Raw genomic sequence first — 13,367 nt, 5'->3', positions numbered from 1 at the left:
TCCATTGATCCCGACAGCGGCGTTGGCGGAGAGGGCTGACAGCGCTGTGGAATGAAATGCCCGGGGCTTCCTTCCATTCCCTGAATCGAACCCCGGCAGGAGAGGCGGTCTGCAAGGGCTGTGCCATGCTGTCGGCGAGCCAAGCCGGCCGCTGGTGCCGGTGGGCATCGGCGGGCCTGCTGCTGCCGTAGTGTTGCGCGCGGCCGGGAATGGGTTGCTGCAAATGAACACAAGTGCTCCAAAGTTGCGCAATCGCAGTGCTACGGTGGACCGCTCAAAAGGAGCAAAATTCCCCCAAGGCCTGAATGGCCGGCATCGGCGGGCCAGCCGCTGCTTTTGGCACGCCGCTTGCACATCTCTTCGGCAGGACAGCCCGTCGGGGCGAGAGGAGCAGACCGCATGAAATTTCCACTGACCATTGCCGCCATTGCGCTGGCCGCGCTGATGCCGCCGGCCGATGCCGCCGCGCTGCAGGACAGTGGCGATCCGCTGGCCTCGGCGCGCTGGGGCGACATGCAGAAAACCGTGCTGGGTGGCGCACCGGTCCTCTTCGATCCGCGGGTCAAGGTGATTGCTCCGTCCACCGCCGAGAACCCGATGCAGGTGCCGGTCACCATCGATGCCACCGCCTTGCCGAATGTGCAGGAAGTGCTGGTCTTCGCCGACTTCAACCCGATCGTCCAGGTGCTGCGCTTCTTCCCGGAAGGCAGCGGCGCCTACCTCGGTTTCCGCGTCAAGCTGCAGCAATCGACGCCGGTCCGCGCCGCGGTGCGCACCGCCGACGGCGTCTGGCATGTCGGCGGAACCTGGGTCAATACGGTCGGCGGCGGTTGTACGGCGCCTTCCGCCGCCTCCGCCTCCAAGGAATGGCAGAAGCGGCTGAACGCGGTGAGCGGCCGGCAATGGTCGGAAGGGCCGCAGACCGGCCGCGTCCGCCTGAGCATCGTGCATCCGATGGATACCGGCCTGGTCGCCGGCACGCCGGCCTTCCACCTCGAAGAGATCGAGATCGCCGATGCCGCCGGGCAGCGCCTGATGCGCGTCCAGACTTACGAGCCGGTCGCCGAAAACCCGGTGTTCACGCTGCATCGCGGCCAGGTCAGCGGCCCGGTCGAAGCCAGCGGCCGCGACAACAACGGCAACCGCTTCAAGGCCAGCATCGCGCCATGAAACAGCTGTTCAGCCTCGTTCTTTGCGCACTGGCCGGCCTGGCGACTGCCGCCGAGTTCGACTACGGCCTGCAGGCGCAGCCGGTCGCCGAGGGTGTTTACGCCTTCATCGGCCGCAACGAGGATTTCAGCACCGCCAACGGCGGCAATATCGTCAATACCGGCTTCATCGTCGCCCCGGGCGGCATCATCGTCATCGACAGCGGGTCCTCGCTGCGCTACGGCCAGCAGATGCGCCAGGCCATCGCCCGGGTCAGCCCGCGGCCGCTGGCCCTGGTCATCAATACCCATCACCACCCGGACCATTTCCTCGGCAACCAGGCCTTCGCCGGCACGCCGCTCGCCGCGCTGCCTGCCACCATCGACGGCATCGCCAGCGAAGGCAACGCCTTTGCCGAAAACCTGTACCGCCTGACCGGCGACTGGATGAAGGGCACCGAAGTCGTCGCTCCGAGCAGGGCGCTGGCGGCCGGCCACAGCGAGATCGCCGGCCGCCGGTTGCGGCTGATCGCCCTCGACGGCCATACCGGTGCCGACCTCGCCATCTACGACGAGGCCAGCGGCGTGCTGTTCGCCGGCGACCTCGTCTTCAACGGCCGCGCCCCGACCACGCCGCATGCCGACCTCGCCCACTGGCTGGCCGCCCTCGACCAGTTGGAGGCAGTGACGCGCGAAGCCGGCTTCACGGCGCTGGTCCCCGGCCATGGCGCCGTCGCCCGCGATGCGGCGCCGATCCGCCAGACCCGCGCCTGGCTGCTCTGGCTGCGCGGCGCCATGCAGCAGGCGGCACGCGCAGGGCTGGACATGAACGAAGTGCTGGCCTTGCCGCTGCCGGCCGAGTTCGCCGGCCTGCCGGTGGCGGCCAGCGAATATCGGCGTTCGGTCGGCCACCTGTTCCCGGCCGCCGAGCAGGAAGCGCTGGGGGCGGCGCAATGATGAGCGCCGCGCTGTTTCAGGGTTCCCTGCGCCTCGCCGCCGAAGGGCGTTCCGCGAGGCCGGCGGTCAACCGCCGTTTCGGCCTTATTTTGCTCCTTTCGCTGGTCCTGCACGGTGGCCTGTTCGCCGTCATCAACGGGCAGCGCCAGGCCAGCCCGGTCGTCCTGCCGCCGATTTTCGCCACCCTGCGCTTTCTCGCACCAGCGCCATCCGCATCCGAATCCGGATCGACGGCCGCAACGCCCGCCCCAGCGGCCCGCGTTGCCGCCGCCATCCCCCCGAAGGCCCGGCAGTTCCCGTCCCGTCCCGAGCACCCCTCAGCCCGTGCCGAGACTTCCTCTGCCGGGCCGGCCAATGTGCCGGCCCAGACCGCGCCCGCAACGCCCGCCGCTCCGGCAGCGGCGGCCAGCGAGCATAGCCCCGCCGCCAGCCCGGCCGCTCCGCCCAGCGCTGCCGCCCGCCCCGACAGCGAACTGCTCGACGGCTACCGCCGCCGGCTCGGCGACCTCTTCGCCCGCCAGCAGGAATACCCGCGCATTGCCGCGCTGCGCGGCTGGGAGGGCGAAGTCAGGCTGCGTCTGAAAGTGGCGCGCAAGGGCCAGTTGCTCGGCGTCCAGGTTGACCGGAGCAGCGGTTTCGCGGTGCTCGACGAGCACGCGCTGGCCATGGTCGAAGCGCTGCCCGGCCTGCCGCCGCTGCCCGAGGCGCTGGAAGCCAACGAAATCCAGGTCGTCGTTCCGATCAACTACAAACTCAAAAAAGCAACATGAAGAGACAATTCCCGCAACCGTCCCTGCTCGCCCTGGCACTGGCCGCCGCCTTCGGCCCCGCCGTCGCCGCCGGCCAGGTCATCGAAACCGAAACCGTCGAAGTCGTCGGCAACACGCCGCTGGCCGGCCTCGGCGTGCCGAAGCTGCATGTGCCGGCCAACGTGCAGTCGATCAGCAGCCAGCAACTGGAGGAACAGGAGAGCCTGAACCTGCCCGAGGCCATGCTGCGCCAGTTGCCGAGCGTCAATGTCAACGAGATCCAGGGCAACCCCTACCAGGCCGATGTGAACTATCGCGGCTTCACCGCCTCGCCGCTGCTCGGCACGGCGCAGGGCCTGTCGGTCTATCTCGATGGCGTGCGCATCAACGAGCCGTTCGGCGATACGGTGAACTGGGATCTGCTGCCGCATTCGGCGATTGCCGGCATCGACCTGGTGCCCGGCTCCAACCCGGTGTTCGGCCTGAACACGCTGGGCGGCGCGCTGGCCATTCGCACCAAGAGCGGTTTCAGCAATCCGGGCAGCAAGATCGAGGTTTCCGGCGGCAGCTTCGGGCGCCGCAACCTGGAACTGGAACATGGCGGCAGCGCCGGCTCGCTCGGCTGGTACCTTGCCGCCGATTGGTTCAAGGAAGACGGCTGGCGCGACTATTCGAAGTCCGAGGCCAAACAGCTCTTCGGCAAGCTGTCGCACAAGAGCGCGACCGGCGAGGCCGACCTGACGCTGACCCGGGCCGTCACCAAGATGACCGGCAACGGCCTGCTGCCCGAATCGATGTACGCCACCCGCCGCGACCAGATCTTCACCCACCCCGACCAGACGCGGAACGACCTGACCCAACTCGCCCTGAGCGGCCGCCTCTGGCTGAACGACACGCAAAGCCTGTCCGGCAACATCTACCATCGGCGCAGCAAGACGCGCACCTTGAACGGCGACATGAACGACGACTTCGAGGACGGTACCTACGACGGCATCTCGAACCAGGAGTCCGGCGCCAACAACCGGACCCGGACGACGCAGCAGGGCAGCGGCCTGAGCGGCCAGTGGAACCTGAACACGGCACGCCAGCAACTGACCGTCGGCGCTTCCTTGGACTACGCCAAGATGAAGTTCCAGCAGACGCAGGAACTCGGCGTCGTCGATGCGACGCGCGGCATCTCCGAGGTCGGCGCCGAGACCGAACAGAATGCGCTGCACGGCTCGACGCGGACGGCCAGCCTGTTCGTCACCGATACCTACAGCCTGCTGCCCAACCTGCACCTGACCGGCTCGGCCCGCTACAACATGAGCCGCGTCACCACCTTCGACGAACTGAACCGGACCGCCCCCAATCTCGACGGCGACCACAGCTACAAGAAGCTCAACCCGGCCGTCGGCCTGAGCTGGCAGGTGGTGCCGGCGCTCAATGCCTACGCCGGCTTCAGCCAGGGCAACCGGGTGCCGACGCCGATCGAACTCGGCTGCGCCGACCCGGCCAACCCGTGCACGCTGCCCAATTCGATGGCGGCCGACCCTTACCTGAAACAGGTCGTCGCCCGTACCCTGGAAGCCGGCCTGCGCGGCAAGCTGAGCGCCGATATCGGCTGGAATGCCGGCGTCTACCGCACACTGTCGACCGACGACATCCTGTTCGTCGGCACCTCGACCAGTGCCGGCTACTTCACCAACTTCGGCAAGACCCAGCGCCAGGGTCTGGAACTTGGCCTCAACGGCCGCCAGCGCAGCATCGACTGGTTCGCCAATTACAGTTACCTGCACGCCACCTTCCAGTCCGGCGCCTGCCTGCTTGCCGAAAACAACAGTTCGCGCGGTACGGCGGCCGAATGTACGGCCAGTGGCCAGGACGACGAAATCTACGTCAAGAAGGGCGACCGCCTGCCCGGTCTGCCGACGCACAGCCTGAAGCTCGGCCTGAGCTGGAAAGCGACCGACTGGCTGCGCCTGGGCGGCGACGTCCAGGCCTTTTCCGGCCAGTACGCCCGCGGCAACGAAAACAATCAGCACCAGGCCGGCACCTACACCGACGCCTTCGGCAATACGCGCACTTTCGACGGCGCCGGCAAGACCGCCGGCTACGCCATCCTCAACCTGAATGCCGAAGCCCGGCTGGGCGCCGGCTGGCAACTGTTCGCCAAGGTCAATAACGTCTTCGACAAGCGCTACGCGACGGCGGCGGCGCTGGCCGAAAACCCCTTCAACAGCGCTGGCGCCTTCCAGAACGATTCCGGCGACTGGCGCCGCGAAACCTTCGTTGCCCCCGGTGCGCCGCGTGCCGCCTGGGTCGGCATGCGCTACGTCTTCGGCGGTCTGTGATGCGCGGTTTTTGCCATTTTTTACCGGTCGACCGCAGGCTTAGCCTGCATACCCGGGTCGGCCTCGTCTTCACGGCGCTGGCCGCCAGCCTGTTGCTGGTCCTCGCCGGCTTCTGGCTGCACGGCGCGCGCAGCGCGATGCATGAGGAAGTTGAAGCGGCGAGCCGGGTTTCCGAACAATGGCTGCAGGCGCTGGCCGGCGAACTACGCGAACTGTCGCCGGCCGTGCTGCCCGGCCGCCTGCTCGGCATCGTCAAGCCGCTCGGCCGCATCCGCGCCAATGCGCTGACGGTGACGACGGTCGACGGCAGCGTGCTCTACCGCTCGCCGCCGCCGACCTACAAGGCCGGGCGCTCGGTGCCGGGCTGGTTCGCCGCCTTGCTGGCGCCACAGTTCGCCAGTCGCAGCCTGACCGTTGGCGACTTGCAACTGACCCTGCAGCCGGATGCCTCGCGCTCGCTGATCGACGCCTGGGACGACCTGCTGGCCATGGCCGGCTGGGCCGTGCTGTTGCTGGCCGGCATCTTCGTCGCCAGCCGGCGCGCCCTCGACCGCGCCCTGCGCCCGCTGGAGCAGGTTATGCAGGCCCTCGACCGGACCGGCAGCGGCCGCTTCGACACCCGCCTGCCGGTGTTCGCGACGCCGGAACTGGGCCGCCTGTCGCGTGCCTTCAACGGCATGGCCGACCGCCTGACGGCGGCGGTCAACGACAACGTACACCTCGAAACCGAACGCGAAGTCGCCGAGCAGATGCAGGCCCGGCTGCAGGAAGAACGCAAGCTGATCGCCCGCGAACTGCACGACGAACTGGCCCAGGGCATCACCGCCGTTCGCGCCCTGGCTGGTGCCATCGTCCAGCGCACCGGCGAGCAGCCGGCGCTGCACGGCCACGCGCAAAGCATCGTCGCCGTCACCGGCGAGATGCAGGACGGTGTCCGCAACATCCTGCACCGCCTGCGCCCGGCCGCCGGCCGCGCCCTGGTCCCGACGCTGGAGCAGTTGCTCAACGCCTGGCGCCAGCAGAACGAAGGCATCGCGCTGAGCAGCCAGTTGGCGCCGGGCGAGTCGCCGCTGGCCGACGCGGTGGCGCAGGCCGTCATCCGCATCGTCCAGGAAGGGCTGACCAATGTCGTCCGCCATGCCCGGGCCAGCCGCGTCGATCTGCGGCTCAGCCGGCAGGGCGACTGGCTGCAGTTGAGCCTGGCCGACAACGGCCAGGGCTGCGACGGTCGGCCGTCGCCGCAGGCCGGCTGCGGCTTCGGGCTGGCCGGCATGCAGGAACGGGTGGCGGCGCTGGGCGGCCATCTCAAATTCGAAAAACCGCTGGGCGGCGGCTTCCGCCTGTTGGTTCGGCTGCCGGCTGCGGCCGTCGCGATCTCTGTGGAGGAAGTGGCATGAACAACTCACTGCAAGGCAAACGCGTCCTGTTGGCCGACGACCACGCCGTCGTCCGCCTCGGTTTCCGGCTGCTGCTCGAAGGGGCGGGGGCGAGCGTGGTCGCCGAGACCGACAACGGCGAAAGCGCTGTCCGCCTTTACGCAGAAACCAATCCCGACGTCGTCGTGATGGATGTCTCGATGCCCGGCATCGGTGGCCTCGCCGCGCTCGAACGCCTGCTCGTCTGGGAAGCCAAGGCCAAGGTGCTGATGCTCTCGGCGCATAACGACGACATCGTGCCGGTACGCGCCCTCAAGCTCGGTGCCCGTGGCTACCTGTGCAAACGGGCGTCGCCGGACGAGTTCCTGCGCGCCGTCGGCCAGGTCGCCAACGACCGCCGCTACCTCGACCCCGAACTGGCGCAGACCGTCGCGCTGGCCCAGTTGTCCGGCTCGGCCAGCCCGGTCGAGACGCTGACCGAAAAGGAGCTGGCGGTCTTCCTGAAGCTGGCCGAAGGCCGCTCGGTCAACGACGTCGCCGCCGACTTCTGTCTCAGCCCAAGCACGGTCGGCACCCATCTTTATCACATCAAGCAGAAGCTCAACGTGCACAACGCCGCCGAGCTGACGCTGGTTGCGGTCCGTAACGGACTGATCGAGGCCTGATTGCCAGACGACCACCTTTTCCCCGCCAGCCGGGCCAATTGCGCCCGCCAGATGGCAGTTGGCGACGGGCATTTGCTCTATGTCGAGGAGTGCGCTGCGGTCGACGGCCTGCCGGTGCTGTTTTTGCACGGCGGCCCGGGTAGCGGCTGCTCGCCGGCCCAGCGCCGGCTGTTCGACCCCAAGCGCTACCGTGCGATTTTTGTCGACCAGCGCGGTGCCGGGCGTAGCCGGCCGCGCGGCGAACGCACGGCCAATACCACCGCCGATCTGGTGATGGACCTCGAATATGTCCGCGAGGCGCTCGGCATTCGCGCCTGGATCGTCTTCGGCGGCTCCTGGGGCAGCCTGCTGGCGCTGACCTACGCCCAGCTCTTCCCCGAACGCGTACTCGGCCTGGTGCTGCGCGGCATCTTTCTCGGTTCGCCGGAAGAGATCCAGGCCTATGTCCAGGGCACCAATGGCGGTGCCTCGGAAGCCTGGCAAAAGTTTGCTGCGGCCATGCCGGTCGCCGAGCGTGACGGCCTGCTCGTCGCCTACGCCCGGCGCATCCTTGGCAACGAGCCGCAGGCCGCGCTGGCCGCCGCCACCGCCTGGCTCGATTACGAGCGGGCGCTGATGGGCGAGCCACCGCTGGCCACCGTGCCCGATGCCGGGCAACTGGCCAAGGTTCAGGTGCAGATGCACTACCTGACCCATCATTGCTTTGTCGCCAACGGCCAATTGCTGGCCGGCGTCGACCGCCTGCGCCATATCCCGGCCGCCATCGTCCAGGGCATGGCCGACCCGGTCTGTCCGCCCGGCTCGGCCGAAAAACTGCACCGCGCCTGGCCGGAAGCGACCTGGTTCCCGGTCGCCGGCGCCGGCCACGCCGCCCTCTCGCCACCGATCGCCCGCGCCTGCATCAAGGCCCTGGGCTGGGTGGCGGAGTGTGCCGAAGCTTAGCCGGAGGAGGGGGCGCCGCTGACTTTTTTTGGCCGGAGGCTGTATCTTTGCCGGACTTCTGGTTTCCTGCGAGAAACAACCCGATCATGAACAAGGCAGTCTCCGCCGAGCGAAGCGAAAATCCGGATTTTCCGCCGCCCGAGGTCAGCTTCTGGCAGGCCTTCCTTTTTTGGCTGAAGCTCGGCTTCATCAGTTTCGGCGGGCCAGCCGGCCAGATTTCGATCATGCATCAGGAATTGGTCGAGAACCGGTGCTGGATTTCCGAGCGCCGTTTCCTGCATGCGCTGAACTACTGCATGGTGCTGCCCGGCCCGGAAGCCCAGCAACTGGCCACTTATATCGGCTGGCTGATGCACCGTACCTGGGGCGGCATCTTCGCCGGGGGGCTGTTTGTGCTGCCCTCGCTGTTCATCCTGGTTGCCCTGTCCTGGGTCTATATCGCCTTCGGGGAAATGCCGCTGGTCGCCGGTCTGTTCTACGGCATCAAGCCGGCGGTGACCGCCATCGTCGTTCAGGCGGCCCATCGCATCGGCTCGCGGGCGCTGAAAAACAATGCGCTGTGGGCCATCGCCGCTGCCTCGTTCGTCGCCATCTTTGCGCTTGACGTGCCGTTCCCGGCCATCGTCGTGGCTGCGGCGCTGGTCGGCTATTTTGGTGGCCGGGTTGCACCGGCACTGTTCAAGGCGGGCGGCGGCCACGGCAAGAGTGATAAGTCGTTCGGCCGGGCGCTGATCGATGACGATACGCCGACCCCGGCCCATGCCATCTTTAGTTGGCCGCATCTGCTCAAGGTGCTGGTTGCCGGTGCGTTGCTCTGGTTGATTCCGATGGCTGCCCTGACCGCGGCCTACGGCTGGGAGCACACCCTGACCCAGATGGGCTGGTTTTTCACCAAGGCGGCCCTGCTGACCTTTGGCGGGGCCTATGCCGTATTGCCCTATGTCTATCAAGGCGCCGTCGAGGGCTATGGCTGGTTGTCGCCACTGCAGATGATCGACGGGCTGGCCCTGGGCGAAACCACCCCGGGGCCGCTGATCATGGTCGTGGCGTTTGTCGGTTTCGTCGGCGCTTACCTCAAGGCCGTCTTCGGCCCCGATAGCCTGTTCCTGGCCGGCGCCGTGGCGGCCAGCCTGGTCACCTGGTTTACCTTCCTGCCGTCGTTCATCTTCATCCTGACCGGCGGGCCGCTCATTGAAACGACCCACAACGACCTGAAGTTCACGGCACCGCTGACCGCGATCACCGCCGCCGTGGTCGGCGTCATCCTGAACCTGGCCATCTTCTTCGGCTACCACGTGCTGTGGCCGAAGGGCTTCGGTGGCAGTTTCGACTGGATTTCAGCACTCATCGCACTGGCGGCCGCCATCGCGCTGTTCCGCTTCCAGCGGAATGTCATCCATGTCATTGCCGCCTGCGCGGTACTGGGGCTCCTGATCAAGACCGTGCTTTGATCGGATCAGGTCAACATCCCGCTGAACACGGGCTGTTGACCGCTCGCCGAGCCGAGGAGCCGGGAATCCGGGATTAGCGCGAACCCATCGCCTTTTCGTCCTGCAGCGCGGCCTGCAGATCCTCGATCAGGCGATTGATCGATTTGTGCGCATCGTAGAACTCGTACTCGCCCTTGCTGATCTCGCGAACCACGTTGGGTTCGTCGCCGTGCAGCGGGACCTGGACGTGGACGCCCTTGGTGATGACGATCATCCCGTCCTCTTTTTTCGACGGTTCGCTGAGGGCGACCGGGGTGAAACCGAGTTTGTTGAGCTTTTCTGCCAATGCTTGCGAGTTCATGTTTTTCCTTTGCGAATAATGGGGCGGCTCGCCGTTGACCGGCAGCGGCGAGCGGGTTCCGGATTTATTTTTGGCCGATCGACCAGATGAATGACTGCATGTCGATCATGTCTCTGGGCATCAGGCCTTCTTCGACCAGGCTGGTGCGCAGGTGATTGTAAAGCCGCAGTACCGCGGCATAGGTACGCCAGTTCGGTTCGGCCTTGTAGATGATGCGCCAGCAAAATGCCTTGGCCACATTCTGGATCACGGTCGGCTTGATGAAGGCCTTTTCCTGCGGGAAGCGGATGAAGCCGAAAAGGGTCGCATACGGCCAGCGGTTGATGCCGAGCAGGTCGAGGACGCGCGTGAAGGCCTTGAAGCGATCTTCTTCCGAATCCGTCCCGTAAAGGTAGGCGGCCAAACCGATCGAGAAGGTCTTTTGGTTCATCGGCGTCTCCAGCGCGCTGTAGAAAGCCGTCTTTTCACCCTTGGTCAGTAGATTGGTCACCGATTCGATGTGCCGCGCACGATCGCAGACGTCCTGATAGCGGCCTTCGGCGATCAATTCCGAAATCTCGCTTTCACCGAGTAACTGGACGGCGAACTGGTGGGCGCGGACGCTGGCTTCGCGCTCTTCCTTGACAAAGCTGGGCGCTGAAAAGCCATCCGGGTGGATCGCCAGGAAGCGTTCGATGGCCATGGCGGGTGTCACGAAGTCCACGCTGCCGATTTGCGATGTTTCGATCAGGTTGTCCAGCAGGCGGTGTTTCGCCGCCGTTCCTTCGGCGATTTCAAGCTGGACAAATGATTGCGAAAGGCGCTTGGCGCCTGTGCCGACAAAGAAAACGTCAATGCTGTCGGGCGTTACGTTGAGCACTTTCCCGAGCCCCCAGCCCTTCTGGTTGGGGTGAAATACGCGATCGCCTTGGGTTAGATTGCTCATGCTGCTCTCCGCCGTTTCCGGAAAAAAAGCGGCCAATTTTATCATGTGCGCTGCACTGCGCATCCAGTCGGGCAAGCTTCCACGTAGCGTTTCCTATAATGAAACAAGCCATTGAGGCACTGCATTCGCCTGAATCAGGAGGCTGCCATGGGAAACACCGCTGCTCAAGCCCGCAAGCTGCTGGCCGATTTCGGGAACACCGTTCCGCTGGAGGCCGGCGATCTCGCCGTCCATTCGCCGATCGATGGCGCCCGTCTGGCCAACTTGCGCAGTTCAACGCCGACCGAAGTCGAGGCGACGGTTGCTGCCGCGCAGGCCGCCTTTCTCGCCTGGCGCATGGTGCCGGCCCCCCGGCGCGGCGAACTGGTGCGCCGCTTCGGCGAGGCCCTGCGCCGGCACAAGGTCGAATTGGCCGAACTGGTGACCATCGAAAGCGGGAAAATTCGCACCGAGGCCTTGGGCGAAGTCCAGGAAATGATCGATATTTGCGACTTCGCCGTCGGCCTGTCGCGCCAGTTGTACGGCCTGACGATTGCCTCCGAACGCCCGCGCCACCGCCTGATGGAAACCTGGCATCCCCTGGGCGTTTGCGGGGTGATCACCGCCTTCAATTTTCCGGTCGCGGTCTGGGCCTGGAATACGGCGCTGGCCCTGGTCTGCGGCGATGCGGTGGTCTGGAAGCCATCGGAAAAAACGCCGCTGACCGCGCTCGCCTGCCACGCGCTGCTGGCCACCGTCGCTGACGAGCTGCCGGAAGCGCCGGCCGGATTATCGGCCGTGCTGCCTGGCGGCAGCGCCGTCGGCACCGCCCTGACCGACAATCCCGAGGTGGCGCTGCTCTCCGCCACCGGCTCCAGCGCCATGGGGCGCGCCGTCGCCCCCCGGGTGGCGGCTCGCTTCGGGCGTTGCCTGCTTGAACTGGGCGGCAATAACGGCATGATCGTGACGCCCACTGCCGATCTCGATCTGGCCCTGCGTGCCATCGTGTTCGCCGCCGCCGGCACCGCCGGGCAGCGCTGCACTTCGTTGCGCCGGCTCTTCGTCCATGAGTCGGTTGCGCCTGTCCTGTTGCCCCGCCTGGTCCACGCCTATGCCAGCCTGGTGGTTGGCGATCCGCGCCGCGATGGGGTGCTGATCGGCCCGCTGATCGACGCCGCCGCCTTCGCCGCCCACCAATCGGCGCTGCTTGCCGCCAGTGCCGACGGCGGCAGGATCCATGGCGGCGAAAGCGTTTCGGTGCAGGGAGCCGTCGGCGGCTTCTACGTTCGCCCGGCCTTGGTCGAAATGCCGCGCCAAACATCGCTCGTCAGTCAGGAAACCTTCGCCCCGATTCTGTATGTCATGACCTATCGCGAACTTGTCGCTGCCATCGAACTGCACAACGCCGTTCCGCAAGGCCTTGCCTCGGCGATTTTCACCAGTGATCTGCGCGAAATGGAGCTGTTTCTGTCGGCCTGCGGTAGTGACTGCGGTATCGCCAACGTCAATATTGGCACCTCGGGGGCAGAGATCGGTGGTGCCTTCGGCGGCGAAAAGGCGAGCGGCGGCGGCCGTGAGGCAGGCTCCGATGCCTGGAAATCCTATATGCGGCGGGCGACCAATACCATCAACTATTCCCGGGAATTGCCGCTCGCCCAGGGGGTGACATTTTTCTAGGCTAGCCATCACACCCGCCGTTGTGTCTTGGCCTGCGGCCGGCTTAGGCCCGGGTTCTTTTGATAAGCCGGCCGACCAGTACGGCCGCAGCGGCGGTGGCGAGCAGATGCTTCAGCGTATGGCCGCTGATCAGCATGTCTGTCGTGGTGTAGAGCGCTAGATCATAGATTTCGGCCAGCTTGGCGAAGACATAGAGCAGCAGGGCCGCGGCAAAGGCCAGGCGATCGGCGGTCGCCGAGCGGTAGATCGTCTGCCACAGCGGGATCAGCATGATCGGCAGAATTTGCAGCAGGAGGTAGGGGCGCAGGTCGCCATGCCCTTGCTGCTCGGTGAAAGACCACCAGAACACGCTGGCCAATGAGTACAAGGCAAGCAGCGCGGTTGCCGCGGGAACATGCTTCCTGGGCAGCGCGGTTTCGCTCCACACCCCGGCCAGCAGGCCGGCGCAGGCCAGCGCAATCGGCAGGCGATCCCAGATCAGCCGCGCATTGTCCGGCGCGAGGTGGTAGTAGCCCGAACCGAGTGCCGTCAGCGTCAGGCCGACCAGGAACAGGGCATAGCCCGGTCTTGCCGGCTGGAGGCGGGCGTGATGACGCTGCGGCCAGAGTTTGACTATTCCCCACAGGCCAACGATGGCAAACCCAAGGTTGGAAAGCACGTCGCTGGCGTTGGGTATGCCCAGCAGATGGTCGGGGTCGGCAAAGGCGTGATAGTTCGCCGGTTGCGCGATTGGGCCGTGAGCAATCAGGGCGCCCAGGCTGAGGAGCGTGACGAGGGCTGGCAGGAAGGCAAAAGCGGGTTTCACGGCGGCAGGGTTGGCGTGAT

General features: G+C 66.2%; 12 protein-coding genes. 9 read left to right on the top strand and 3 right to left on the bottom strand.

The features are described from left to right. The first annotated feature begins 399 nt into the window (after window positions 1-399). The 8 genes from AT959_RS09080 to chrA all read left to right on the top strand — a co-directional run bounded on the left by AT959_RS09080 (window position 400) and on the right by chrA (window position 9,621). The gene (locus AT959_RS09080; RefSeq protein WP_066882664.1) at window positions 400-1,170 is read left to right on the top strand and encodes a quinoprotein dehydrogenase-associated SoxYZ-like carrier; all 771 of its coding nucleotides are present in this window, start codon (window positions 400-402) and stop codon (window positions 1,168-1,170) included. Continuing rightward, window positions 1,167-2,105 (top strand): quinoprotein relay system zinc metallohydrolase 1, encoded by a 939-nt coding sequence (locus tag AT959_RS09075; RefSeq protein WP_066882663.1) that lies wholly within the window; start codon window positions 1,167-1,169, stop codon window positions 2,103-2,105. The genes AT959_RS09080 and AT959_RS09075 overlap by 4 nt, the downstream gene beginning before the upstream one ends. Next, window positions 2,102-2,875, top strand: a complete 774-nt coding sequence (locus tag AT959_RS09070; protein ID WP_083518312.1) for an energy transducer TonB — start codon at window positions 2,102-2,104, stop codon at window positions 2,873-2,875. Before AT959_RS09075 ends, AT959_RS09070 begins: the two co-directional genes overlap by 4 nt. Continuing rightward, the gene (locus tag AT959_RS09065; protein ID WP_066882661.1) at window positions 2,872-5,187 is read left to right on the top strand and encodes a TonB-dependent receptor; all 2,316 of its coding nucleotides are present in this window, start codon (window positions 2,872-2,874) and stop codon (window positions 5,185-5,187) included. The genes AT959_RS09070 and AT959_RS09065 overlap by 4 nt, the downstream gene beginning before the upstream one ends. Further along, on the top strand, window positions 5,187-6,584 hold the full coding sequence (locus tag AT959_RS09060) for a HAMP domain-containing sensor histidine kinase (protein WP_066882660.1): 1,398 nt from the start codon (window positions 5,187-5,189) through the stop codon (window positions 6,582-6,584). The genes AT959_RS09065 and AT959_RS09060 overlap by 1 nt, the downstream gene beginning before the upstream one ends. Next, window positions 6,581-7,228 (top strand): response regulator, encoded by a 648-nt coding sequence (locus tag AT959_RS09055; RefSeq protein ID WP_066882659.1) that lies wholly within the window; start codon window positions 6,581-6,583, stop codon window positions 7,226-7,228. Before AT959_RS09060 ends, AT959_RS09055 begins: the two co-directional genes overlap by 4 nt. Next, the gene (gene pip, locus AT959_RS09050) at window positions 7,229-8,170 is read left to right on the top strand and encodes a prolyl aminopeptidase (RefSeq protein ID WP_066882658.1); all 942 of its coding nucleotides are present in this window, start codon (window positions 7,229-7,231) and stop codon (window positions 8,168-8,170) included. Between the two features lie 86 nt (window positions 8,171-8,256). Then, on the top strand, window positions 8,257-9,621 hold the full coding sequence (chrA, locus tag AT959_RS09045; RefSeq protein ID WP_066882657.1) for a chromate efflux transporter: 1,365 nt from the start codon (window positions 8,257-8,259) through the stop codon (window positions 9,619-9,621). A 73-nt stretch (window positions 9,622-9,694) separates the two neighbouring features. Here chrA and AT959_RS09040 read toward each other — a convergent pair whose 3' ends face one another. Next, entirely contained in the window at window positions 9,695-9,961 is a 267-nt protein-coding gene (locus AT959_RS09040; protein WP_066882656.1) for a hypothetical protein, read from the bottom strand. A 64-nt stretch (window positions 9,962-10,025) separates the two neighbouring features. Then, window positions 10,026-10,886, bottom strand: coding sequence for a DUF3553 domain-containing protein (locus tag AT959_RS09035; RefSeq protein WP_157651260.1), 861 nt, complete (start codon window positions 10,884-10,886; stop codon window positions 10,026-10,028). A gap of 147 nt (window positions 10,887-11,033) precedes the next feature. Here AT959_RS09035 and amaB point away from each other — a divergent pair, with 147 nt between their 5' ends. After that, a complete protein-coding gene (gene amaB / locus AT959_RS09030; protein WP_066882654.1) occupies window positions 11,034-12,542 on the top strand; it encodes an L-piperidine-6-carboxylate dehydrogenase in 1,509 nt (502 codons plus the stop codon). A 43-nt stretch (window positions 12,543-12,585) separates the two neighbouring features. Here amaB and AT959_RS09025 read toward each other — a convergent pair whose 3' ends face one another. Further along, window positions 12,586-13,347 (bottom strand): hypothetical protein, encoded by a 762-nt coding sequence (locus AT959_RS09025; protein WP_066882653.1) that lies wholly within the window; start codon window positions 13,345-13,347, stop codon window positions 12,586-12,588. Window positions 13,348-13,367 lie beyond the last annotated feature (20 nt).

Source organism: Dechloromonas denitrificans (assembly GCF_001551835.1).
Classification (GTDB): domain Bacteria; phylum Pseudomonadota; class Gammaproteobacteria; order Burkholderiales; family Rhodocyclaceae; genus Azonexus; species Azonexus denitrificans.
This window is presented reverse-complemented; position numbering and strand designations above follow the sequence as displayed.

Coding starts and splice junctions, on each gene's coding strand:
- AT959_RS09080 (WP_066882664.1), top strand. CDS start 400: ATGAAATTTCCACTGACCATTGCCGCCATTGCGCTGGCCGCGCTGATG.
- AT959_RS09075 (WP_066882663.1), top strand. CDS start 1,167: ATGAAACAGCTGTTCAGCCTCGTTCTTTGCGCACTGGCCGGCCTGGCG.
- AT959_RS09070 (WP_083518312.1), top strand. CDS start 2,102: ATGATGAGCGCCGCGCTGTTTCAGGGTTCCCTGCGCCTCGCCGCCGAA.
- AT959_RS09065 (WP_066882661.1), top strand. CDS start 2,872: ATGAAGAGACAATTCCCGCAACCGTCCCTGCTCGCCCTGGCACTGGCC.
- AT959_RS09060 (WP_066882660.1), top strand. CDS start 5,187: ATGCGCGGTTTTTGCCATTTTTTACCGGTCGACCGCAGGCTTAGCCTG.
- AT959_RS09055 (WP_066882659.1), top strand. CDS start 6,581: ATGAACAACTCACTGCAAGGCAAACGCGTCCTGTTGGCCGACGACCAC.
- chrA (WP_066882657.1), top strand. CDS start 8,257: ATGAACAAGGCAGTCTCCGCCGAGCGAAGCGAAAATCCGGATTTTCCG.
- AT959_RS09040 (WP_066882656.1), bottom strand. CDS start 9,961: ATGAACTCGCAAGCATTGGCAGAAAAGCTCAACAAACTCGGTTTCACC.
- AT959_RS09035 (WP_157651260.1), bottom strand. CDS start 10,886: ATGAGCAATCTAACCCAAGGCGATCGCGTATTTCACCCCAACCAGAAG.
- amaB (WP_066882654.1), top strand. CDS start 11,034: ATGGGAAACACCGCTGCTCAAGCCCGCAAGCTGCTGGCCGATTTCGGG.